Consider the following 20681-nt stretch of genomic DNA (forward strand, 5'->3'; position numbering starts at 1 on the left):
ACCGGTTAGAAGGCAAAGCAGCTGCAGCCCAAGGTGCCCCAGAAGCCGGAAAAATCGCTGATCGGCACGGCCGACTTGCGCGCCCGGTCATGGGCGTGGGCATGCACGCCGCAGGCGCCCGCGCACTGGTGCGGCAGTATGGATTGCGCTTGCGCCGGCCTGGCCGCAGGCCGGTAATGGCCGGGCACCGCGCGCACGGGCGACCACTCGGGCAGCACGGGAATCAAAGGCGGCGCCAGTGCCGAAAATTGTCCCTGGCCGTAGACGACCTTGCCGCCCACCATGGTCAGCACGGACTCGATGGACTTGATCGCTTCTTCCGGCACCGTAAAATAATCGGCCGACAGCACGGACAGGTCGGCCAGCATGCCCTCGCGGATGCGCCCCTTCTTGCCTTGCTCGCTCGAGAACCAGGCGCTGCCCGCCGTCCACAGCTCCAGCGCCGTGTCGCGCGACAATCTGCCCGCCGCATCCGTCAGGGCCAGGCCGCCCACGGTGCGCCCCGATACCAGCCAGTACAGCGCCGTCCACGGGTTGTAGCTGGCGACCCTGGTCGCATCCGTGCCGCCGCCGACGGGCACGCCCGCGTCGAGCATGCGCTGCACGGGCGGCGTGGCCTTGGCGGCATCCGCGCCATAGCGCTCGACGAAATACTCGCCCTGGAAGGCCATGCGGTGCTGGATGGCCAGGCCGCCACCGAGCGCCTTGACCCGGTCGATATTCTTCGGGCTGATGGTTTCCGCGTGGTCGAACAGCCAGTGCAAGCCGCCGAACGGCGTGTCGCGGTTGACCTTTTCAAACACGTCGAGCATGCGGCTGATCGATTCGTCATAGGTGGCGTGCAGGCGGAACGGCCAGCGCTGCTCGACCAGGTGGCGCACGACCTTTTCCAGCTCATCTTCCATGCCGGCCGCCAGCTCGGGGCGCGGCTCGAGGAAATCCTCGAAGTCGGCGGCGGAAAACACCAGCATTTCGCCGGCGCCATTGTGGCGGTAAAAGTCCGTGCCGTCGCCGGGTTTCACCATGCCGGTCCACTTCTGGAAGTCCTGCAGTTCCGCGCCCTTGTTTTGTGTGAACAGGTTGTAGGCGATGCGGATGGTCAGCTGCTCTTTTTGCGCCAGCTCGTCGACGACGGCGTAATCCTCGGGATAATTCTGGAAGCCGCCGCCCGCGTCAATGGCGCTGGTGACGCCAAGGCGGTTCAATTCGCGCATGAACTGGCGCGTGGAGTTCACTTGCAGCTCGCGCGGCAGGCTCGGGCCTTTCGCCAGGGTCGCATACAGGATCATGGCGTTCGGCCGGGCGATCAGCAAGCCGGTCGGATTGCCGGCCGCATCGCGCACGATTTCGCCGCCGGGCGGGTTCGGCGTGTTCTTGTCATAGCCGACGGCGCGCAGGGCGGCGCGGTTCAGCAGGGCGCGGTCGTACAGGTGCAGAATGAAAACGGGCGTGTCGGGCGCGGCCGCGTTGATTTCATCGAGGGTCGGCATGCGCTTTTCCGCGAACTGGAATTCCGTCCAGCCGCCCACCACGCGCACCCATTGCGGGTTCGGCGTGCGCAGCGCCTGTTCTTTCAGCATGCGCAAGGCGTCGGCCAGCGACGGCACGCCCTCCCAGCGCAATTCCAGGTTGTAGTTCAAGCCGCCGCGGATCAGGTGCAGGTGCGAATCGTTCAAGCCGGGAATCACCGTGCGGCCAGCCAGGTCGATCAGCTGCGTGGCCGGACCGCGGTGGCGCATCACGTCTTCCACGTCGCCGACGGCGAGGAATTTGCCATCGGCGATGGCGACGGCGGACGCCAGCGGCTGCGTCCTGTCGACCGTGTGGAAACGGCCGTTGAGCATGATCGTGTGTGCGTGCATGGAAACTCCCCAATCAAATGAAAACACGGCCCCGCCGGCGGGCGGCGGAGCCACAATCAGCGAAAAATCAATGGCCTTCGCTGGCGTTGAACATCGATTTGGCGTAGGTCAGGCCCAGGCCATAGCCGCCGCCGTGCGCCACGGCCGTCGCCACCGTTTCATTGTAGGTCTCGCCGCGGGCCCAGTCGCGCTGCAGTTCCAGCAAGTATTGCACGGACGTCATCGGCTGCGCGCCCGCCTGTATCATGCGCTGCATCGCCATCGCATGGGCTTCGTCGGAGACGTCGCCGCTGGCGTCGGCGATCACGTAGACGTCAAAACCCTGCTCCAGCGCCGACAGCGCGGGACCGACGATGCACACCGACGTCCACAAGCCGGCCAGCACGATCTTGCCCTTGCCGTAGCCATTCACCTTGTCGGCGATGCGCGCATCTTCCCAGGTGTTCATGCTGGTGCGGTCGATCGGCGCCTGATCCGGGAAGACGGACTGGATCTCGTCGAAGATCGGGCCGGAGAATGATTTCGCCGCCACCGTCGTCAAAATCGTCGGCACCTTGAATTCCGCTGCCGCCTTGGCCACCAGGGCCGCGTTGTTACGCAGCAGGGCCAGGTCAATGGAGCGGGTAGCGAAGGCCATCTGCGACTGGTGGTCGATCATGATCAGGGTATGATCGTTCGGGGTCAGCAGTTTTTGGGCGGCTTGGGCGGTGGCGATAGGCATGATGTTTTCCTTAGTGAAAATAATTGAATATGAAAAAGAGAGGTCGTTATACGGTGCTTCTGCTCCTGCCCTTGCGTCACGCTGTGTGTGCCGGGCCAGTGCTATGCAGTATGGACGAGATGATTTGAAAACAAAAACGGAAAGAATGCCAAGCCATGTGCAATTTTTTCGATAATGAAAAATGACCGCAACAACAAGCGACACATCAAGGAGAACACATGGGATTTGAATTCAGGATCACGGCCAGCCTGACGCAGGAACAGCGCCAGCACATCGAGCAGCAACTGGCGGCGCTGCCGCAAGCGTCAGGCGCCATGCCGGACACGGACGCCAGGCTGACGGATGCCGGCCTGTATATATGCCAGCACCTGCGCCCGGACCCGTGGCACGGCCTGGAGACCGTGCGCGCCTGGCTCGATGCGCAGGGCGTACGGTATGCCGTCGACGAGATCGACGACTAGGCGCTGCTTTTCTTTACTTGCGGCATTGCAAAGCTGAAACAAAACAGGCGCGTTTTTGCCATGCTGTTATACTTCGCGTGTGCGGCACATATGACCAGTCCCCTTGCCGCTGTCTTTCGACCCCTAATCTGATTGCCTGCGACTGGCGCCTCACGATGGCGACAGGCCGATCTCACAATAAAGTTACCATGTCCTTTTCCTCCCTCGGATTGTCCGACGCTATCGTACGTGCCGTTACCGAACACGGCTACACCGTGCCGACCCCGATTCAGTCGCAGGCGATTCCCGCCGTGCTGGCTGGCGGCGACTTGCTGGCCGGTGCACAAACCGGTACCGGCAAGACGGCCGGCTTCACCCTGCCCGTGCTGCACCGCCTGTCGACAGACGCCAACGGCGCGTCCATCACCAGCAACACTTCGACGCGCCCGATCCGCGCCCTGATCCTGGCCCCGACGCGCGAACTCGCCGCGCAGGTCGAGGAAAGCGTGCGCGCCTACAGCAAGTACACCAAATTGAACTCGACCGTGATCTTTGGCGGCGTCGGCATCAACCCGCAAATCAAGCAGCTCAAGCATGGCGTCGACATCCTCGTCGCCACGCCGGGCCGCTTGCTGGACCACATGGGCCAGGGCACGGTTGACCTGTCGAAAGTGGAAATCCTGATTCTCGACGAAGCCGACCGCATGCTCGACATGGGTTTCATCCGCGACATCAAGAAAGTGCTGGCCGTGCTGCCGCCAAAACGCCAGAACCTGCTGTTCTCGGCCACCTTCTCGGAAGAGATCAAGGCCCTGGCCGACGGCTTGCTGAACAAGCCAGCCATGATCGAAGTGGCACGCCGCAATTCGACCGTGGAAGTGATCAAGCAAAAGATCCATCCGGTCGACCGCGACAAGAAGCACCCGATGCTGTCCTACCTGATCAAGTCGAACAACTGGACGCAAGTGCTGGTATTTACGCGCACCAAGCATGGCGCAAATAAACTGGTCGAGCAGCTGGGCGCGGACGGCATCGGCGCCCTGGCCATCCACGGCAACAAGAGCCAGTCGGCACGCACGCGCGCGCTGTCCGAGTTCAAGGATGGCACCTTGCAAGTACTGGTCGCCACCGACATCGCCGCGCGCGGTATCGATATCGACCAGTTGCCGCACGTCGTCAACTACGACTTGCCGAACATTCCGGAAGACTATGTGCACCGTATCGGCCGCACGGGCCGTGCCGGCGCCAAGGGCGAAGCCGTGTCGCTGGTCTGCGTGGATGAGCACGAAATGTTGAAAGACATCGAAAAGCTGATCAAGCAAACCCTGCCGCGCGAAGTCATCGAAGGCTTCGAGCCCGACCTGAACGCCCGCGCCCAGCCTGTGCAATTGCGCAGCGGCACCGGCGGCCACCGCAACAACAGCCGCGCGCCAGCCGGCGCCGTGGTGCGCGTGAAAACCGGCGGCAGCGGCGCCAAGCCACGCAGCGCCGGCCCAGCGGGCGGCGGTGGCGGCGGCAACCGTTCGGGCAATGCGCCGCGTTCGGCGGCAAACCACAGATCTGGTGGCCGCGGCCGCTAATACCCGCGGGTAAGCGTATCGCAGCAATAAAAACCGTTCCAGGACTTGCTTCTGGAACGGTTTTTTTATGCACGCCACCGATTGCCGATTTGGGCTAGGATAGTGTCCATCCTATTGACCTGCGTGCCGCCATGCCGAACTTCGCTGCCAACCTCAGCATGATGTTTACCGAACTGCCGTTCCTCGACCGCTTTGCCGCCGCCAGGGAAGCGGGCTTCGATGCCGTCGAATTTCTGTTTCCCTATGCCGTCGAGGCGCGGCAGATCGCCATGCGGCTGGAACGCCACCATCTGCAGCTGGCCGTCTTCAACTTCCCGCCCGGCGACTGGGAGCACGGCGAGCGGGGCATTTCCTGCGATCCGCGCCGGGGCGAGGAATTTCGCGGCAACGTGCAACTGGCGCTCAATTACGCGCTGGCGCTCGGGGCGAAACAGTTGCACTGCATGTCCGGCATCGTGCCTCCCGGCATGAGCCTGGAGCGGGCACGGCAAAGCCTGATCGGCAACCTGCAATTTGCGGCCGACGCCTGCCGTCCGCATGGCATCAACGTGCTGATCGAGCCGATCAACCGCTACGACATGCCCGGTTACTTTCTGAACCATAGCCAGCAGGCGGCCGACATCATCGCCGACTGCCAGCGCAACAACATCTTCCTGCAATACGACATTTATCACATGCAGCGCATGGAGGGCGAGCTGAGCAACACCATCCGCGCCCTGCTGCCCCTGATCCGCCACATCCAGATCGCCGATACGCCGGGTCGCCACGAGCCGGGCACGGGCGAGATCAACTACCGCCACGTGTTCAAACTGCTCGACCAGGTCGGCTACGCAGGCTGGGTCGGCTGCGAATACCGTCCCGCCAGCGACACCGTTGCCGGACTGGGCTGGCGCGAGCAATTGACGGCGAGCGCGGGCAGCTGATCGCAGCGCGCTTGCGCCCGCACAAGGCGGGCGGCGCAGGCCGGCACGACAATACCTTTCCATACAGTATTTCCTGTCGAGAGGTCACGTGTCCGCCCTGCCCGCCCGCCATTGCCGCGCCCTTGGCCTGAACCTCTGCCAGCACCTTTGCCTGGCGATTCTGCTGTGCGGCTGCGCCACCGCGCGCCCCGAGCTGGCGCAGGTGCGCGCCCTGGCCGCCGGCAGCAATGCCCTGACCACCTTCGGCGAACTGTCGCAGCGCCACGTCGACAGCTATCAGCGCGCCCGCCCCTATCTGTCACCGGCCGAAGACGCGCGCGAACGCCTGCTCGACGCGCAGCGCCGCGCCGCGCAGGCGGACGTGGCGCGCCTGGCGCAGGCCGTGCGCCTGTACCTGCAGGCGCTGGGCCGGCTGGCCGATGCCGATGCATATGACGTGCAGCCGGAACTGGCCGGCGCCGGCGCCGCCATCCGCGCCTGGCCGGGCAGCGGCATCGACGACCGCCATGTCAGCGCCTACACCTTGCTGCTGCAGCAATTGTCGCGCCTGGGCGGCGCAGCCAGCCAGCAGGCGCAGCTGGCGCAAGTGCTGCACGACGGCGATGCGCCGCTGCAAGCCCTGCTGGCCGCGCTCGACAGCTTGCTGGCGCTGTACGACAAGAGCGGCGATAACGAGCGCGACATGGTGCTCGGCTTGCTCGACGTGGAAATCGCGTATGCGGACACGCCGCAGCAGCGCCTGCTGGCCGTGCTGGCGAAAAACATGCAACAAAGCAAAACCGAGGAATACCGCCTTTATGGCCTGCGTCATACCCTGGCGCGCCGGCAACTGGCGGCACTGGGGCGCGAACACGCCCAGCTCGCCGCCGCCCTCACCACCACGGAGGCAAGATGGATGGATCGGTAGGCAGCGGCAACGAACGCCGCGAAGCAGCTCTCAGCAGCGCCATGCGCGTGGAGCAACTGGCCGACAGCCTGTCGCAGGCAGCCGTCACCCTGCACGGCGCCGTCATGCGCGCCATCCGCAGGCGCGCCAGCCAGGGAGACAGTGGCATCAGCCACAGCCAGGCGCAAGCCGTCTTCGCCCTGGAAGTGGCCTTGCGCCAGTAAGCCAACCAGCTGTATGCCGATGCGGCCGGGCACACGGTGGCCGGCCTGGACACGGCGCAGCGCCAGCTCAGCGGCCTGCTCGACACGGTGCGCCTGCGCATCGCTCGCAACGACGAGGTGCGGCACTGGATCAGCCTGGCGACGAGTTTGTTGCACCTGGGCAGCGCCGTCCTCGCCGGCAATCCCGAGCGCATCCTCGGCACCCTGGGCAAGGTGCGTGAGCGGCTGCAAGAGATGGCGCCAGACTGATTGAAATCGGCCAGCAAGCGCCTATACTGGGACGTCCCCGCCTGGCAATCGTGCCTGCGGGGCGACCAGAGGAGACCAACATGCGTATCGAACCGTATTTGCAATTCGATGGAAACTGCGCGCAAGCGCTGGAATACTACCGCCAGCACCTGCATGGCACCGACCTGTGCCTGATGCCGTATCGCGGCACGCCGATGCAGGAGCAAGTCAAGGAAGACTGGTATGACAAGATCATGCACGGCTCCGTGCAGCTGGGGCCGACCATGCTGATGGGCTCGGACGGCGGCTGCAGCGAAGATGGCGCCAAGGGCATGCACGGCAGCTCGATCTGCCTGACCGTCGATACGCCGGAAGAGGCGGAACGGGTGTTCGACGCGCTGGCGCGTGACGGCAACATCCAGATGCCCCTGGAGGAAACGTTCTGGGCCAAGCGTTTCGGCATGCTGAAAGACCAGTTCGGCGTCGCCTGGATGGTCAACTGCCTGAAAGAACCAGCATAGAACGGCCCCTGCCCGCCTGCGCCGCGTCAAACGCGGCGCGGGTAGTAGCGCAAGCAGAGTCGCCCATCCTGGACTACCATATAGGACAGACGCCTATCGGGGACAGCCATGAATGGATTGCCGCAAGACCAGCTGCAGCGCCTGCAGGGCGTGCTGGAGCAACGCAAGCTGGCGTTGCTGGAACAGATCGAGAACGAAGCGGCCGAAGCGGACGCGCGCGCCTCCCTGCTCAATGAAATCGAAGCCTCGCCGGCCGACAACGCCAGCGTGCGCACCTTGAACGCCCTCGTCAGCGAAGCGGCCGAGCACAACCAGGCGCAGCTGGCCATCATCAAGCATGCGCTGGCCAAGTTTGCCGATGGCAGCTACGGCCTGTGCGACAACTGCGGCGAGGCCATCGGCCTGTCGCGCCTGAACGCGCGCCCGGAAGCGCGTCTGTGCATCGATTGCCAGACGCGGCTGGAAAAAGCCCAGCGCTGAGTCACTGACCGGAGCATGACGGCGGCGCAACAACAAAGGGCAAGGCATCGCTGCCCTGCCCCGTGTTTTCCAGCGTGACTGCCATTGCCTTCCGTCCTGCGCCAGCGTCTGTGCGCCGGCTGGGTGGACGGGTCTCCTCTACTGCCATTGCCTCTGTGCAAGCTACACGCTTGCTTAACTCATGTGCTGTCCGCCATTGATGGCGATGTTCGCGCCCGTGACGAATGCCGCCTCGTCGGACGCCAGGTAAGCGACCAGGGCAGCCACCTCGTCCGGCTCGCCCAGGCGGCCCAGGGGAATCTGCGGCAGGATCTTCGTTTCCAGGATATCGGCCGGCACGGCCGTCACCATCTGCGTGCGCAGGTAACCGGGCGAGACCGTGTTGACGGTGATGCCATGGCGCGCCACTTCCAGCGCCAGCGCCTTGCTGAAGCCATGCACGCCCGCCTTCGCGGCCGCATAGTTGCACTGGCCAAACGCACCCTTCTGCCCGTTGACGGACGAGATATTGATGATGCGGCCCCATTTTTTTTCCAGCATGGGTTCCAGCACCTGCTTGCTCATGTTGAACAGGCTGTCGAGATTGGTGCGCATGACCTCGGCCCAGTGCGGCAACTCCATCTTGCGCATGCTCTGGTCGCGCGTGATGCCGGCGTTGTTGACCAGCACGTCGATGCGGCCAAACTGCGCCAGCACGCTTGCCACGGCCTCGCTGCAAGCATCGAAATCGCCCACGTCGATGGCCAGGGGATGAAAATAATACTGCTGTGACTGCTGCGTGTCGAGCCAGCTTGCCACCCGTGCATTGCCCGTCGTATGCGCCGCCACGACGGCAAAGCCCGCCGCATGCAGGCGGCGGCACAGGGCCGTGCCCAGTCCGCCCATGCCACCCGTGACCAGCGCTACCTTTTGCTCTTTCATGACTGTCTCTCTCCGCTTGTTATGGTTGTTCTGCGTGGCATCAAGTGTAGGAGCAGTTTTTATCGTCAGCTTTGCGCCAGATCAAGTGCCCAGCCTGTCAAGCATGGCGCATGCGTGCGCGGCCGCCTCCCCGTCTGTGCCAGAATGGCCACTACTGCACAGCGAGAGGCCAGGCCATGACATATAAAACCGTATTGCTCCACATCGACGACGGCGCCGGGCGCAATGCCCGCATCGAAGCGGCGGCCAGCATCGCCCAGGCGTGCGGCGGCCACCTGACGGGTGTGGCGCTGACGGGCGTGTCGCGGCTGCTGTACCAGAACCAGCCCGACCTCGATGCGGATCCGAACCTGAGCTTGCATCTGAATTTCCTGCGGGAACGGGCGACGCGCGCCCTCGACGGTTTCGAGGCGCAGGTGCGCGCGGCCGGCGTCGCCTCGTTCGAGCAGCGCGTGCTCGACGACGAGGCGGCGGGCGGCATCAGCCTGCTGGCCCGCTATGCGGACCTGGTCGTCATCAGTCAATACAATGCCAAGGATAAGTCGCCGTCCGTGATGCGCGACTTTCCCGCCTATGTGCTGCTGCATTCTGGCCGTCCCGTGCTGATCGTGCCGTATGCGCCGCCGCTGCCCCTGCTGGCGCCGCCGGCGGCCGCGCGCAATGTGCTCATTTCCTGGAACGCCAGCAAGGAAGCGAGCCGCGCCGTGAGCGCTGCCCTGCCGCTGTTGCAGCGGGCCGGGCAAGTCCACGTGGCCATCTTCGACGCCCAGGTGCATGCCGCCGAGCACGGCGAACATCCAGGTGCCGAGCTGACGCACTACCTGGCGCGCCACGGCGTGGAAGCGCGGCTGCATTTGCTCGATGGTGGTGGCGTGCGGCGCGGCGATATCGGCGAAGCACTGCTGTCGCAGGCGGCCGACCTGTCGGTCGACTTGCTGGTGATGGGAGCGTATGGCCATTCGCGCCTGCGCGAAACCATCCTGGGCGGCGTCACGCGCACGATTCTGCAAAGCATGACGATCCCCGTGCTGATGGCGCACTGAGCCAGTTGAAAGCGACGGGCTAGCCGCCCTGCCAGGGCTGGCTGCGGATCTTCGCCACCTGGCGCTGCGCCAGCCATTGCCACAGCTGCAGCGCGTCGCCCTGCGGCAGGGCCGACATGTGGCGCGGCGTGGCCAGGGCGATTTCACAATCGCGGTCCGACCATTCCTCGAAAGTGACTTCGCCTCCGCTAGCGACTTCGACCTGATACATCAAGCCATCGTCGTAGCCGAAGCGCAACAGGACGGCGGCCGGGCTGCCGTCCTGCGTGACGCCGCCGCGGTAAACCTCGGCCAGCGCATCGGCCAGCTGTGCCGGAGAGGGCGCGCAGATGTCGCGCCCATCGGCCCGTGTCAGAATGAACCATGCCTGTGTCATGACGCGCCCTCCTATTCATACTCGTTAGCATGCGAGGCAAGTACTACGGGCAGTCACCTTGGTCCAGTGTCACTTCGGGCGCGCGGAAACTATCCCTGTCGGCATTGTTTACCAATAATTAGCAATACTAACAAGGATCATACCTAAATTTCATGCGGTGCGGAATTTATGGATTCACGCCACCAGCACGGGAATGCTGAGCGGGTCGAAATCATGCCAGTCGCCATTCGCGATCGTGCCTTCCGCTTCCTCGATATGCTCGGCGCCCAGCCGGTGCAGCGCTTCGAGCGCCCGTTCGCGCTCGTCGAGGCCGCCCAACGCCACGGCGATCAGCATGCCCGGATGGCGTGGCTGGCGGCGGTTTTCACCATTCTTTTCGCCATTTTTCTCGGGCTCGCCCGCCTCCTTCATCTTGTTGAAACTGTAGAGCGAGCCTACGTGGGCGCCCACCAGCGCACCCACCACGGGACCCAGCGGCCCCGTCGCCAGGGTAGTGGCCGCGCCGATGCCCGCGCCCAAAGCGGCCCCGACGGCCACGCCTTCCACCACGCCCTCCGGCGTCTCTTTCGCGCCCGGCGACATGTCGCGGTCGCCGCCGAGCGCGTGCAAGTCGTGCTGGCCCGGCTGGTTGACAAAGAAGGCGCTGATGCGGCTGTCGGGAAAGCCCGCCTGGTTCAGCGCGGCGCGCGCGGCGTCGATCTGTTCCTGCAACTGAAAATGACCTGCGATGATGCGTGACATGATACGGTCCTCCTCGTCGGCTGCTGGCGCACCATGCGCCACTCCTCTAGCGTGCGCTCACCGACCGCGAAATACCGTTCGCTTACGCACACAGCCGCTCACTCATGTATTTACTCATGTGCTCACGCCAAACGGGCTGCGGATATCGGAAATGAATTGTTGTGCGCGCGCATGTTGCGGCCGCGCAAAGAAATCTTCGGGCGTGGCCCGTTCCAGCACTTGCCCGTGATCCATGAACCAGACGCGGTCCGCTACCTCGCGCGCAAAGCCCATCTCGTGCGTCACGCACACCATCGTCATGCCGCCCTGCGCCAGGTCGCGCATCACCTGCAGCACTTCGCCCACCATTTCCGGATCCAGCGCGCTGGTCGGTTCATCAAACAGCATCAGCGGCGGCTGCATGGCCAGCGCGCGGGCAATGGCCACGCGCTGCTGCTGCCCGCCCGACAGGGCCGCCGGCATGGCATGCGCCTTGTGCGCCAGGCCCACCCGCTCCAGCAGGGCCAGCGCCCGCTCCTCCGCCTCGCGCCGGGACAGGCCGCGCAAGCGCTGCGGCGCCAGCGCGCAATTATCGAGTACCGATAAATGGGGAAACAGGTTGAATTGCTGGAAGACAAAACCGATGTGCGAGCGGAAGGCATTCACATCCAGCCCCGACGCGTAAATGTCCTGGCCGGCCACCGTGATGCGGCCTGAAGCGATCGCCTCCAGGCGGTTGATGGTGCGGATCAGGGTCGACTTGCCGGAACCGGACGGCCCGCACACGACCAGCACCTCGCCCTTGGCCACGTGTTCATTGATGCCGCTCAAGGCGTGATAGTCGCCATAGTATTTGTTGACGTTGTCAAAGGTAATCATGCAGCCGCTTTCAAGAGTCGCGCCTGGCGCCGCTCGAGCCAGAAGGCAGCGCGCGACAGGCTGAAACATAAAACAAAGTACGTCATGCCCAGCAAAAAATACACTTGCACGGGTTTCGTCAGCACCAGGCCGTTGACTTGTGTAGCGATGAACGACACTTCGGCCAGGCCGATGATGGTTCCCAGCGAGGTTTCCTTGATGGTGGAGACGAACTGGTTGACCAGCGAGGGCAGCATGTGGCGCAGCGCCTGCGGCAGCACGACCTGGCGCATGCTGTCCAGGTAGTTCAAGCCCAGGGAACGGGCCGCCTCCACCTGTCCCTTGGGCACGGCTTGCACGCCGGCACGCACGATTTCAGCCAGATAAATGCCGTCGAAGATGACGAGAGCCGCCAGCATGGTGCCGAATTGCCCGCTTTCATGGCCCGTGATGCTGGGCAGGAAGAAATACGCCCAGAAAATGACGAGCAGCAAGGGGATGCCCCGCACCACGTGGATCAGCGCGGCGACGGGCCAGCGCAGCAGCCGCCACGGACTGATGCGCGCCAGTCCCAGCAGCAAGCCAACGGGCAGGCTCAGCACCAGCGCCAGGCTGGCCAGCAGCACCGTCAGCGCCAGGCCGCCCAGCGGCCCCTCGGGATAGCGGCCCACAAGAAAATACAGCCAGTAGTCATGGATCAGTTCCAGCATCAGGACACCTTCCTTTGCAGCAAGGCCGCCAGGCCCGCGATCACCAGCGAAACGGCCAGATACGCAATGCTGGCAAAGACAAAGGCCTCCACGCTGCGGAACGAGGCCGCTTCCACGCGCTGCGTCTGGTACATCAGCTCGGCCACGCCGATGACGGTGGCGATGCTGGTGTTTTGCCACAAATTCAGGGTTTGCGACAGCAGCGGCGGCGCGGCCAGCCGCAGCGCCTGCGGCACGATGCACAGGCGCATGGTGGCGAGAAAGCTGAAACCCAGCGCCCTGCCCGCCTCGAATTGCTGGGCAGGAATGGCGCGGATGCCGCTGCGGATGTCTTCCGCCATGTAGGCGGCTGTATATAAGGTCAGGGCCGTGATGGCGCTGACGGCTTCAATATTGCCGGCATACAAGCGCTCCTTCCACGTGTCGGGCAGCAATTCGGGCGCACCGAAATACCAGAACAGGAAGTGGGCCAGCAAGGGCACGTTGCGGATCAGCTCGACATACGCGGCGCCCAGGGCATTGAGCAGACGCGACGGCGCCATGCGCAGCATGGCCACGCCGCACGCCAGCGGCAAGGACAAGAGCAAGGTGATGCCCATCAGTTGCAATGACAGCAGCAGGCCGGACAGCAACCAGTCGCGATAGTCGCCGGCCAGCAGAAAGTTCAGATCAAATTGGAACATGATAATGAAATATCATTGATGCCTAAGAAAACCGTAGCGAGCGGCAGTGATTTGTGGCCGAGAAGCGCAACCGTGCTTGAGCACGGTGAGCATCGCAGGCCGCAAAGCGCGCCGCGCAGTCGGTTTGCTTAGGCAGCAATCTTGTCCGATTCAATTTTGAATGTACGTTTCTGGAACTTCACATTGCTCGTGGGGCCATACCATTTGAAAAACAGTTTTTCCGCTTCGCCCGACTTTTCCAGTTCTCGCAGCACCTGGTCGACGGCTGTTTTCACGCCCGTCTCGCCCTTGCGGATGCCGAAGGCAAACACTTCCTGGCTGATGTTTTGCGGCAGCAAAATATAGTCTTTTTGCGCAGCGCCCAGCTTGGCGTAATTGTTGAGCAGCGAGACTTCATCGTCGACATAGCCGACGCCCTTGCCTTGCTGCAAGCCCAGATAGGCCTGACCCGCCGTCTCGAACGTCACCACGTCCACGCCAGGCACGGCCTTGCGGATATTCGGTTCCTGCGTGCCGCCCTTGACGGTCAGTACTTTCTTGCCGGCCAGGCCAGCGACCGTCGTGATATTGCTGCTTTTTTTCACCAGCACGCGCTGGCCCGTGTAAAACGTGGACAGGGAAAAATCGATCAGCGCTTCGCGTTCCTTGTTATGCGTCAAGGACGCCGTCAGGATATCGATGCGGCCCTGCTGCAATTCGGGAATGCGGGCGGCCACGGCCAACTGCTTGATCACCGGCTTGACGCCCAGCCCCTGGGCGATGGCGCGGCACAGGTCCACTTCATAGCCGACCAGCTGGCGCGACCTGGCGTCGATGAAGCTGTTCGGCTCGTCCGTGCCCAGGGTCCCACAGACCAGCTCGCCCTTTGCCTTGATGGCGGCCAGTTGGTCCGCTTGCGCCACCTGCGTGAAGGCGATGGAAGTGAAAAGAAGCGCGGCGAAGTGAAGGCGGGTCTGCATGGAATTCCTCTGGTGGACAATGAATGCCGCCATTAGACCGCAACGCTCTTATTTCCAAAAAGGAATCTTTTCACCCATGTTTATGCAGATTTCATCTAAGGCGCCAGCGCCTTCGTCTCGCCACCGAGGCGGATGATCGCTGCCTTGGCCCCCACGGCGCCCGGATAGCGGGGGTCGAGCTGCAGTGCCTGGCGATAGGCCTCGACGGCCTGCGGGCGCAAGCCTTGCTCCACATAAAACTCGGCCAGGCTGTCCTGCAGGTTCGCGTCCTGCGGATGCAGGCTGACGGCCGCCTGCAGCACGGCCATGCCTTGCGCCACGGCGCCGCTGCCTTTCAAACGATACGCTTCCAGGTTCAGCGCCGCGGGGCTGGCCGCACCCAGCGGGTCGCGGGCCAGCGCCAGGCGCAGGGCGGCGAGGGCCGGTTCCGTCTTGCCTGCGCGCAGCAAGGTCAGGCCTTGCAGCGCATGCGCGCGGTCGCTGAGCGGATACAGTTCCACGGCCAGGCGGCTGGCCGCCAGCGCCGCGTCTGTCTCGCCGCGCGCGGCCGATGCTTGCGCCAGATCAAGTAACTCGGGCACGAAATCGGGATAGGCGCGCTGGCCGCGGAAGGCCGCGCGCAGCTGGCTATCGCGTGCGGCGATGGGGACGGACGCTGCCGGCCAGGCGATGGCGGCCGTGCGGTCCCAGCTGGCGGCCAGGGTCACGATGGCTTGCTCGAAGGAGGGGGCGAAGCGGGGCAAGTCGCCGGCCTTTATGCCTTGCGACAACTGGATATAGTCGCGCGCAAATGCCAGCGCGCCGCCGCGCGCATATTGATTCAGGTCGACGCCCACGTCGCGCAACTGTCTGGCCATGCTGGCGCCGGCCGTGAGAAACACGCGCCCCCCTGCGGGATGGCGGGCCGCTTCGATGTAGGCGCGCGCCGCCCTGGCGTCGGGCGCCAGCGCTTGCTGGTTGATTTGCGTAAATGCCTCGCGCGTGGCGGCCGCATCGGCGTACGCTTCATTCGTGCGCTCGGCATACGCCCGGCCTTCCTCGAACAGGCCTTGCGCCACCTGGTACGCGCGCTGCGCGCCCGCATCGACGATATACGTGTTCAGCTGCCACGGTTCGCCCGTGACCACTTCGAACAGGCGCTGCACGAAGGCTTCCGGATTGACGCGCTCGAGATTGGACGCAACGGCAAGGGTGAGTTTGCGCGAGGGAAAGCTGTACAGATAGGTGACGGTTTCCGGCTGCTGGCCGCTGTGGGCAATGGCGTAGCGCCCGCCCGTGGGGAAGATTTCCCAGCCCATGCCATAGTTCGTCAAGCGGCCGGCGCGCGTGGCCATCGGCTGCACCATGGCGGCCACGCTGGCCGCCGACAGTATCTTGCCCGCATGGACGCCCCTGCCGAACGCCAGCATGTCGGGCACGCTGGCGCGCGTGCCGCCGGCCGAAAAGCGGCTGCTGATGTCGACGAATTCGGAATTCTTCCACTCCTTGCCGGCCAGCCGGTAGCCGCGCACGCGGTGGGCAATCACGGCGTCCGGGTCATCCAGCACGGTGGCGTCCATGCCCAGCGGCCCCCACACGTGGCGCCGCATGTAGCCGCCATAGCTTTCGCCCGAGGCGCCCTCGATGACGGCGCCCAGCAAGTTGTAGCCATAGCTGGTGTAGCGGAAGCGCGTGCCCGGTTCGGCGATCAGGTCGAACTGCTCGAAGACGGCGATGGACTGGCGCGTATCCTTGTGCTCCTTGAAATGCTGTTCCACCTGGCTGTTGCGGTAGGCATCGATGCCGCCCAGGTGACCCAGCAGCTGGCGCACCGTCACGGGGAACGGCTTGACGGGGAAGTACGGCACATAGGTTTGCACGGGCGCATCCAGGTCGATCTTGCCCTGTTCCACTAGTTGCAAAATGGCCACTGCCGTCATGGGCTTGGTGACGGACGCCAGCCGGTAGCTGGAGCGGGCCGTGGCCGGCACGCGGTTTTCCAGGTCCGCATAGCCATAGCCTTTTACCCATTCCACGTCGCCCTGGCTGAAACCGACGGTCACGCCTGGAATGCGTTCCGCACCCATGCGCTGGGCGACCCAGCCGTCGAACTCCGCCAGGCGCGCGGCCAGCGCAGGAGCGGGAACAGCAGCGGGCGCGGAGGCGGCCTGCGCCACGCCGCAGAACAGCGCCAGCGCGCCGGCGAAACCGTAGTATTTGCTGCTTTGCATAGTCATGATTCCATGGTGAGGGCCGTGTCCACAGCACGGCGCTGATGCATGGTAAGTGTCTTTCACACACTATTGGCGGGCCGTGCACGAAATGCACGCAGCCCGCACGAACGGCACCGAAATGGATGAAAATGTTGCAAAGGGGTAGCACATGAGCAGCTACAATGCCCGCCATGCCCTCCTTCTTCCGCTTCCTTCTGCTGTGCTGCCTGGCCTTGCCCTCTTTCGCCTGCGCCATGACTCCGCTCTGGCTGGACGAAGGCTGGCGCGCCTGCGGCAACCCGCCGTCTGTGCCCGCCGCCACGCTGCAGCAACTGGTGCGGCCGGGCCAGCTGCTGTGCGTGGAACGCGATGTCACTCTGGCCGCCTCGCCCTCGTCGACGCAGCTGCTGGTGCTGTCGGCGCTGGCCGCCAGCGAGCTGTGGCTCGATGGTGTCTTGATCGGCAGCAATGGCCAGCCGGCCCGCCAGGCCAGCGGGGAACGCGCGGGCGACATCGATTTCGCCATCCACCTGACGCCACAGCAGTTGGCCAAGGGCAAGCACCACCTGCGCCTGCTGCTGTCGACGCAGCAGGTGCCGGCGCACCTGGCGTCGCCCTTTTATGCGCTGTACCTGGTCGACCGGCACGACTACCGCACGGGGCTGGCCTGGTACCGGCTGCCGCCGCTGCTGCTGGCCGGGGCGCTGGGCGCCGTGTCCCTGCTGTTCCTCGGCTTGACGGCGCTGTATCAGCGGCAACGGCACTGGGCCATGTTTGCCGCGCTGTGCCTGCTGGCGGCGCTGCTGCTGGTGGCGGAACTCTGGCGCAGCGTTACCGGCTATGCCTACCCCATGCACATGCCGCGCCTGTACGCCGTCAGCGCCCTGACCTGGCTGTTTTCCGCCTTGCTGCCCCTGTATTTTTATACGGCCTACCGCCTGCCGCGCTGGCCACTGGCGGCGGCGGTGCTGCTGGCGTGCATCGCGCTGGCCGGCGCGCTGCCCACGCATTTCGACGCGCGCTGCTGCTGGATGTTTCTGACGGGCCTGGCAGCGAGCCTGGCGCTCAGCCTGATCGCCGTGTGGCGCCGCCTGCCGGGCAGCCGCGGCGGCACCTTGATCGCGCTGGCCTCGTGCGCCCTGTTCCTGCTGACGGGCAGCCAGTTTGCCGAAGGCGGCTTCGCCCTCGTCGTGTGCTTCCTGCTGCTGCCTTTATGCGCGCAATTGCTGGCGCAGTTGCTGCGCGAACGCAGCAAGGCAGCGCGCGCCCAGCAGCTGGAAAACCAGCTCTTGCGCAAAAGCATGCAGCCGCACTTCCTGATGAATTCCCTCAGCCTGATCAGCGAACTCAACGCGCAATCGCCGCAGGCGGCCGAAACCTTCATCGAGGCGCTGGGCGCCGAGTTGCGCATGCTCAACGAATTTGCCCAGCAGCCCAGCATCGCCCTGACGCAGGAACTGGCCCTGTGCGAGAATTACCTGAGCATCATGGGCACGCGGCTGCAGCAGCCGTGCAGCCTGCAACTCGATGGCGAGGCAGCGGGCATCACCGTGCCGCCCGCCCTGTTGCTAACGGCGCTGGAAAACGCGTTCAGCCATAACCGCTACCGCCACGGCGCGGCCTTTGTCCTGCGCATCGCACAACATGCGCAAACGCAATTACTTACCCTGCTCCTGCCCGAAGGCGAGGCGCGCCCGCATGCGGGCGGCGGCGTGGGCGAACAGTACATCCGCGCCAGCCTGCACGCCGTGTTCGGCGATGCGGCCCACTATGCCTGCGAACAGCAGCAGGCAGGCTGGCGCCTCACCTTTACCTTGCCGGCGGCGCCATGAATGTATTGATACTGGAAGATGAACCGCTGATCGCGCAAGGCCTCGAACGCGAGGTACGCGCGCATTTCGGCGCGCGACTTCGCAATCTCGTGCTGCATGACAATGTGCCGCAGGCACTGGCCACCCTGGCACAGGAGCAGGGGCAAGAGCGGGTCGACTTGCTGCTGCTGGATTTGAACCTCCATGGCGGGGACGGCTATGACCTGCTGCGCCTGGCCGCCGATGCACGCTTCCAGACCATCATCGTCTCGGCCCACGCGGAACGCTCGATCACGGCGTTCGAGTTTGGCGTGCTCGACTTCGTTGCCAAGCCTTTCAGCCGCGAACGCCTGCACAAGGCGCTGCAGCGCTATACGGGACGGCACACGGACGCCGCTTCGCTGGCCGTCAAGAAACGGGGCGCGCTGGAATGGATCGTCATGGCCGACATCGACCACGTGCAAGCCGATGGCCACTACAGCAATATCGTGCTGCGCAGCGGCGAGCAGTGCTTTCACGACTTGCCTATCGACAAGCTCATGGCCCTGCTGCCGCCCCACTTCCTGCGCGTACACCGCTCCTACATCGTCAACAGCCTCGGTTTCAAGCGGCTGCAGATCGCGGCAGGCGGCAAATACGCGCTCGACACGCAGACGAGCACGGGCATTCCCGTCTCGCGCAGCAGCTATCCCGCGCTGAAACAGCGGCTGCTGGGTTAAAGTTAAAGTTCCCGCTTACCAGTGCTGGGCAAAGTTGGGGAATGGCGAAGCCATGTGCTCGGGTTCCACGGGCGGCGCCATCCAGTCGCGCGGGTCGACCTTGTAGTATTGCAAGAATTGCGCGTACAGCTCCTCGTGGTGCTCGGCCATCTGGTACGGCTTTTCAAAGAAGGTTTCCGTGGCCACGGCAAAGAATTCGGCGGGATTCGTAGCGCCGTAATGGTCCATCACGCTTTGCTGCTGGTACATGGCGTCGTAGCGCAAGTTGTCGAAGTCGCGCGACAGCACCGTGGCCCAGCTGCGGTAGCTCGACACGCTGGGCAGGTACGGCGCGCCATTCGCGGCGCCCGATTCGCTGTCGAGCTGGTGGGCAAATTCATGCAGCACGACATTGTGGCCATCGCTCCAGTCGGCCGCTCCCCGCTGCACGTGGTCCCAGGCCAGCACCACTCTGCCATCGCCCCAGGATTCGCCCAGCAGACCATTCGCCGATGGCGTCACCACGCCGCCCGGCCCCACTTCATCGCGCGTGACGATGAATTCGTTGGGATACACGAGGATGGTGTCGAGTTCCGGATACACCTGGGTCTGGCGGTTCAGCAACAGCAAACAGGCCTGGCCGGCGATGGTGTAGCGCATCTCGTCCGTGATCGCCAGGCCGCCGCAACCGACGAATTTCTTTTGATACAGGAATTGCACGACGAGACGGCGCAACTGCTCCTGCAGCGGCGCCGGCATATGCTTGTAGACAGGAATATTCTTTTCCAGCACGGCCAAGCCTTCAGCCGGCAGGGGCTTGTCCAGGGCCCGCTTCAAGCGCCAGCGGGGAAACCACAGCGACAAGACGATGGCGACCGTGACGAGGGCGATCCACAACAGCGGATTCATGCGGAATCCCGTTTCAGGCAAGGCAGTGGCGGACACGATAACAAGGCGGCGTAGGCAGACAAGGACAAGCTCCTTCGAATGAACCCGCATCGGAACGGGCGGGCAGTCCAGCCCACATGGGGGTGATTAATATCTTTTCAATCCGCCAAGATCAAAGGGCTGGCTCCAACGCCAAAAGCCGGGGCGTAACCCGGCTTTCATTACAACGTTCCAACGCCTGACAAAACCGTAGCGAGCGGCGATGATTTGTGGCTAAGAAGCGCAACCGTACTCTAGTACGGTGAGCATCGCACGCCGCACGCCGAGCGAGGTTTGGTCAGGCGTTATTCTGCAGCTTTCTGCTGTGGCGCACCAAACAAGGCAGCTACCAGCGGGTCGCGCGTCACGGGACCGCGGTTGACGCGGATGGCGTAATGCGTGTCATCGGCCAGGATGTGGAAGTGGCGTCCACTGCCTGCCATGCTTTGCTCGCGCAAGCCTGGACGGTCCTTGCGCGGTGGCGCGCCTTCGCGTTTTGGCTGGACGATGGCGGCCAGGAAGGCACGCACGCGCTCAGGGTCTGGCGTCAACTGGTACACTGCCTTGCCCAGATAGGTGGCGGTGCCTTCGATGTAGCGGGCCAGTTCGATCACGCCCGCTTCGCGCAGGTCGCGGATGTATTTGCGGGCGCCCGATGGCGAAAACTTGAGGAACCAGGCAATTTCGTCGGCCAGCATCTCGTGCAGCGACAATTCGCCGATCAGCTTTTGCATGTTTTCGATGCGGCGCAGGGTGGCCGACGTCGAACGCACGCGCTCGATCGGGGCCATGGAAATGGGATTCATGCGTTCCGGGGGAATGGGTGCTGCGCGTTCTACCATTTGCGAGCCTTTTTCGGGGCTACGAAGTTCCTGGTGCGCTGCCTTTAATTCGCTCTTCACGTGAGACTGAGTCATT

At 64.1% G+C, this 20681-nt stretch carries 23 protein-coding genes; 11 read left to right on the forward strand and 12 right to left on the reverse strand.

The window, feature by feature from the left end; translation table 11 throughout:
• Positions 1-5: 5 nt before the first annotated feature.
• Positions 6-1862, reverse strand: a complete 1857-nt coding sequence (locus CSQ93_RS25285) for an amidohydrolase (protein ID WP_099380418.1) — start codon at positions 1860-1862, stop codon at positions 6-8.
• Between the two features lie 67 nt (positions 1863-1929).
• Positions 1930-2583, reverse strand: a complete 654-nt coding sequence (locus tag CSQ93_RS25290; protein ID WP_099380419.1) for a hydrolase — start codon at positions 2581-2583, stop codon at positions 1930-1932.
• A gap of 218 nt (positions 2584-2801) precedes the next feature.
• Between CSQ93_RS25290 and CSQ93_RS25295 the strand changes: the two genes are divergently transcribed.
• From CSQ93_RS25295 to CSQ93_RS25330, 8 genes are all read left to right on the forward strand, one after another.
• The gene (locus CSQ93_RS25295) at positions 2802-3044 is read left to right on the forward strand and encodes a hypothetical protein (RefSeq protein WP_099380420.1); all 243 of its coding nucleotides are present in this window, start codon (positions 2802-2804) and stop codon (positions 3042-3044) included.
• A gap of 188 nt (positions 3045-3232) precedes the next feature.
• Entirely contained in the window at positions 3233-4603 is a 1371-nt protein-coding gene (locus CSQ93_RS25300; RefSeq protein WP_035826342.1) for a DEAD/DEAH box helicase, read from the forward strand.
• 131 nt (positions 4604-4734) lie between these two features.
• The gene (otnI, locus tag CSQ93_RS25305; protein WP_099380421.1) at positions 4735-5526 is read left to right on the forward strand and encodes a 2-oxo-tetronate isomerase; all 792 of its coding nucleotides are present in this window, start codon (positions 4735-4737) and stop codon (positions 5524-5526) included.
• A gap of 88 nt (positions 5527-5614) precedes the next feature.
• The gene (locus tag CSQ93_RS25310) at positions 5615-6433 is read left to right on the forward strand and encodes a hypothetical protein (protein WP_099380422.1); all 819 of its coding nucleotides are present in this window, start codon (positions 5615-5617) and stop codon (positions 6431-6433) included.
• Positions 6418-6636: a hypothetical protein gene (locus CSQ93_RS25315; protein WP_099380423.1), complete on the forward strand. Its 219-nt coding sequence runs from the start codon at positions 6418-6420 to the stop codon at positions 6634-6636. The genes CSQ93_RS25310 and CSQ93_RS25315 overlap by 16 nt, the downstream gene beginning before the upstream one ends.
• 36 nt (positions 6637-6672) lie before the next feature.
• Positions 6673-6885, forward strand: coding sequence for a hypothetical protein (locus CSQ93_RS25320; RefSeq protein WP_099380424.1), 213 nt, complete (start codon positions 6673-6675; stop codon positions 6883-6885).
• 80 nt (positions 6886-6965) lie between these two features.
• The gene (locus tag CSQ93_RS25325) at positions 6966-7385 is read left to right on the forward strand and encodes a VOC family protein (protein ID WP_035826338.1); all 420 of its coding nucleotides are present in this window, start codon (positions 6966-6968) and stop codon (positions 7383-7385) included.
• Between the two features lie 108 nt (positions 7386-7493).
• Positions 7494-7865, forward strand: coding sequence for a TraR/DksA family transcriptional regulator (locus tag CSQ93_RS25330; RefSeq protein WP_099380425.1), 372 nt, complete (start codon positions 7494-7496; stop codon positions 7863-7865).
• Between the two features lie 174 nt (positions 7866-8039).
• Here CSQ93_RS25330 and phbB read toward each other — a convergent pair whose 3' ends face one another.
• Positions 8040-8786 (reverse strand): acetoacetyl-CoA reductase, encoded by a 747-nt coding sequence (gene phbB, locus CSQ93_RS25335; protein ID WP_099380426.1) that lies wholly within the window; start codon positions 8784-8786, stop codon positions 8040-8042.
• 176 nt (positions 8787-8962) lie between these two features.
• Between phbB and CSQ93_RS25340 the strand changes: the two genes are divergently transcribed.
• Positions 8963-9829: a universal stress protein gene (locus CSQ93_RS25340; RefSeq protein ID WP_099380427.1), complete on the forward strand. Its 867-nt coding sequence runs from the start codon at positions 8963-8965 to the stop codon at positions 9827-9829.
• Between the two features lie 19 nt (positions 9830-9848).
• Here CSQ93_RS25340 and CSQ93_RS25345 read toward each other — a convergent pair whose 3' ends face one another.
• The 7 genes from CSQ93_RS25345 to CSQ93_RS25375 all read right to left on the reverse strand — a co-directional run bounded on the left by CSQ93_RS25345 (position 9849) and on the right by CSQ93_RS25375 (position 16345).
• A complete protein-coding gene (locus tag CSQ93_RS25345) occupies positions 9849-10205 on the reverse strand; it encodes a hypothetical protein (RefSeq protein WP_099380428.1) in 357 nt (118 codons plus the stop codon).
• Between the two features lie 174 nt (positions 10206-10379).
• On the reverse strand, positions 10380-10946 hold the full coding sequence (locus CSQ93_RS25350) for a glycine zipper domain-containing protein (protein ID WP_099380429.1): 567 nt from the start codon (positions 10944-10946) through the stop codon (positions 10380-10382).
• A gap of 114 nt (positions 10947-11060) precedes the next feature.
• Positions 11061-11804, reverse strand: coding sequence for an amino acid ABC transporter ATP-binding protein (locus CSQ93_RS25355; protein ID WP_099380430.1), 744 nt, complete (start codon positions 11802-11804; stop codon positions 11061-11063).
• Positions 11801-12493: an amino acid ABC transporter permease gene (locus tag CSQ93_RS25360; RefSeq protein WP_099380431.1), complete on the reverse strand. Its 693-nt coding sequence runs from the start codon at positions 12491-12493 to the stop codon at positions 11801-11803. The genes CSQ93_RS25355 and CSQ93_RS25360 overlap by 4 nt, the downstream gene beginning before the upstream one ends.
• Entirely contained in the window at positions 12493-13176 is a 684-nt protein-coding gene (locus tag CSQ93_RS25365; protein ID WP_099380432.1) for an amino acid ABC transporter permease, read from the reverse strand. Before CSQ93_RS25365 ends, CSQ93_RS25360 begins: the two co-directional genes overlap by 1 nt.
• Positions 13177-13304: 128 nt before the next feature.
• Positions 13305-14135, reverse strand: a complete 831-nt coding sequence (locus CSQ93_RS25370) for a transporter substrate-binding domain-containing protein (RefSeq protein ID WP_099380433.1) — start codon at positions 14133-14135, stop codon at positions 13305-13307.
• Between the two features lie 95 nt (positions 14136-14230).
• Positions 14231-16345, reverse strand: coding sequence for a serine hydrolase domain-containing protein (locus CSQ93_RS25375; protein WP_158301366.1), 2115 nt, complete (start codon positions 16343-16345; stop codon positions 14231-14233).
• A 164-nt stretch (positions 16346-16509) separates the two neighbouring features.
• Here CSQ93_RS25375 and CSQ93_RS25380 point away from each other — a divergent pair, with 164 nt between their 5' ends.
• Both CSQ93_RS25380 and CSQ93_RS25385 read left to right on the forward strand, forming a co-directional pair.
• Positions 16510-18159 (forward strand): histidine kinase, encoded by a 1650-nt coding sequence (locus tag CSQ93_RS25380; RefSeq protein ID WP_099380435.1) that lies wholly within the window; start codon positions 16510-16512, stop codon positions 18157-18159.
• Entirely contained in the window at positions 18156-18857 is a 702-nt protein-coding gene (locus tag CSQ93_RS25385) for a LytR/AlgR family response regulator transcription factor (RefSeq protein ID WP_099380436.1), read from the forward strand. The genes CSQ93_RS25380 and CSQ93_RS25385 overlap by 4 nt, the downstream gene beginning before the upstream one ends.
• Positions 18858-18872: 15 nt before the next feature.
• On the opposite strand, the gene CSQ93_RS25390 is transcribed toward CSQ93_RS25385, so the two are convergent.
• Positions 18873-19745 carry a zinc-dependent peptidase gene (locus CSQ93_RS25390; RefSeq protein ID WP_099380437.1) on the reverse strand — a complete coding sequence of 291 codons (873 nt, stop codon included), beginning with the start codon at positions 19743-19745 and terminating at the stop codon, positions 18873-18875.
• Between the two features lie 323 nt (positions 19746-20068).
• Positions 20069-20569, reverse strand: coding sequence for a winged helix-turn-helix domain-containing protein (locus CSQ93_RS25395; protein ID WP_010396453.1), 501 nt, complete (start codon positions 20567-20569; stop codon positions 20069-20071).
• Between the last annotated feature and the right edge of the window lie 112 nt (positions 20570-20681).

It is taken from the genome of Janthinobacterium sp. BJB426, assembly GCF_002735705.1.
Classification (GTDB): Bacteria; Pseudomonadota; Gammaproteobacteria; order Burkholderiales; family Burkholderiaceae_D; genus Janthinobacterium.

Bases quoted from the DNA above. Each gene is read 5' to 3' on its own strand.
- CSQ93_RS25285 (WP_099380418.1), bottom strand. From the start codon at position 1,862: ATGCACGCACACACGATCATGCTCAACGGCCGTTTCCACACGGTCGAC.
- CSQ93_RS25290 (WP_099380419.1), bottom strand. From the start codon at position 2,583: ATGCCTATCGCCACCGCCCAAGCCGCCCAAAAACTGCTGACCCCGAAC.
- CSQ93_RS25295 (WP_099380420.1), top strand. From the start codon at position 2,802: ATGGGATTTGAATTCAGGATCACGGCCAGCCTGACGCAGGAACAGCGC.
- CSQ93_RS25300 (WP_035826342.1), top strand. From the start codon at position 3,233: ATGTCCTTTTCCTCCCTCGGATTGTCCGACGCTATCGTACGTGCCGTT.
- otnI (WP_099380421.1), top strand. From the start codon at position 4,735: ATGCCGAACTTCGCTGCCAACCTCAGCATGATGTTTACCGAACTGCCG.
- CSQ93_RS25315 (WP_099380423.1), top strand. From the start codon at position 6,418: ATGGATGGATCGGTAGGCAGCGGCAACGAACGCCGCGAAGCAGCTCTC.
- CSQ93_RS25325 (WP_035826338.1), top strand. From the start codon at position 6,966: ATGCGTATCGAACCGTATTTGCAATTCGATGGAAACTGCGCGCAAGCG.
- CSQ93_RS25330 (WP_099380425.1), top strand. From the start codon at position 7,494: ATGAATGGATTGCCGCAAGACCAGCTGCAGCGCCTGCAGGGCGTGCTG.
- phbB (WP_099380426.1), bottom strand. From the start codon at position 8,786: ATGAAAGAGCAAAAGGTAGCGCTGGTCACGGGTGGCATGGGCGGACTG.
- CSQ93_RS25340 (WP_099380427.1), top strand. From the start codon at position 8,963: ATGACATATAAAACCGTATTGCTCCACATCGACGACGGCGCCGGGCGC.
- CSQ93_RS25345 (WP_099380428.1), bottom strand. From the start codon at position 10,205: ATGACACAGGCATGGTTCATTCTGACACGGGCCGATGGGCGCGACATC.
- CSQ93_RS25350 (WP_099380429.1), bottom strand. From the start codon at position 10,946: ATGTCACGCATCATCGCAGGTCATTTTCAGTTGCAGGAACAGATCGAC.
- CSQ93_RS25355 (WP_099380430.1), bottom strand. From the start codon at position 11,804: ATGATTACCTTTGACAACGTCAACAAATACTATGGCGACTATCACGCC.
- CSQ93_RS25360 (WP_099380431.1), bottom strand. From the start codon at position 12,493: ATGCTGGAACTGATCCATGACTACTGGCTGTATTTTCTTGTGGGCCGC.
- CSQ93_RS25365 (WP_099380432.1), bottom strand. From the start codon at position 13,176: ATGTTCCAATTTGATCTGAACTTTCTGCTGGCCGGCGACTATCGCGAC.
- CSQ93_RS25370 (WP_099380433.1), bottom strand. From the start codon at position 14,135: ATGCAGACCCGCCTTCACTTCGCCGCGCTTCTTTTCACTTCCATCGCC.
- CSQ93_RS25375 (WP_158301366.1), bottom strand. From the start codon at position 16,345: ATGCAAAGCAGCAAATACTACGGTTTCGCCGGCGCGCTGGCGCTGTTC.
- CSQ93_RS25380 (WP_099380435.1), top strand. From the start codon at position 16,510: ATGCCCGCCATGCCCTCCTTCTTCCGCTTCCTTCTGCTGTGCTGCCTG.
- CSQ93_RS25385 (WP_099380436.1), top strand. From the start codon at position 18,156: ATGAATGTATTGATACTGGAAGATGAACCGCTGATCGCGCAAGGCCTC.
- CSQ93_RS25390 (WP_099380437.1), bottom strand. From the start codon at position 19,745: ATGAATCCGCTGTTGTGGATCGCCCTCGTCACGGTCGCCATCGTCTTG.
- CSQ93_RS25395 (WP_010396453.1), bottom strand. From the start codon at position 20,569: ATGAATCCCATTTCCATGGCCCCGATCGAGCGCGTGCGTTCGACGTCG.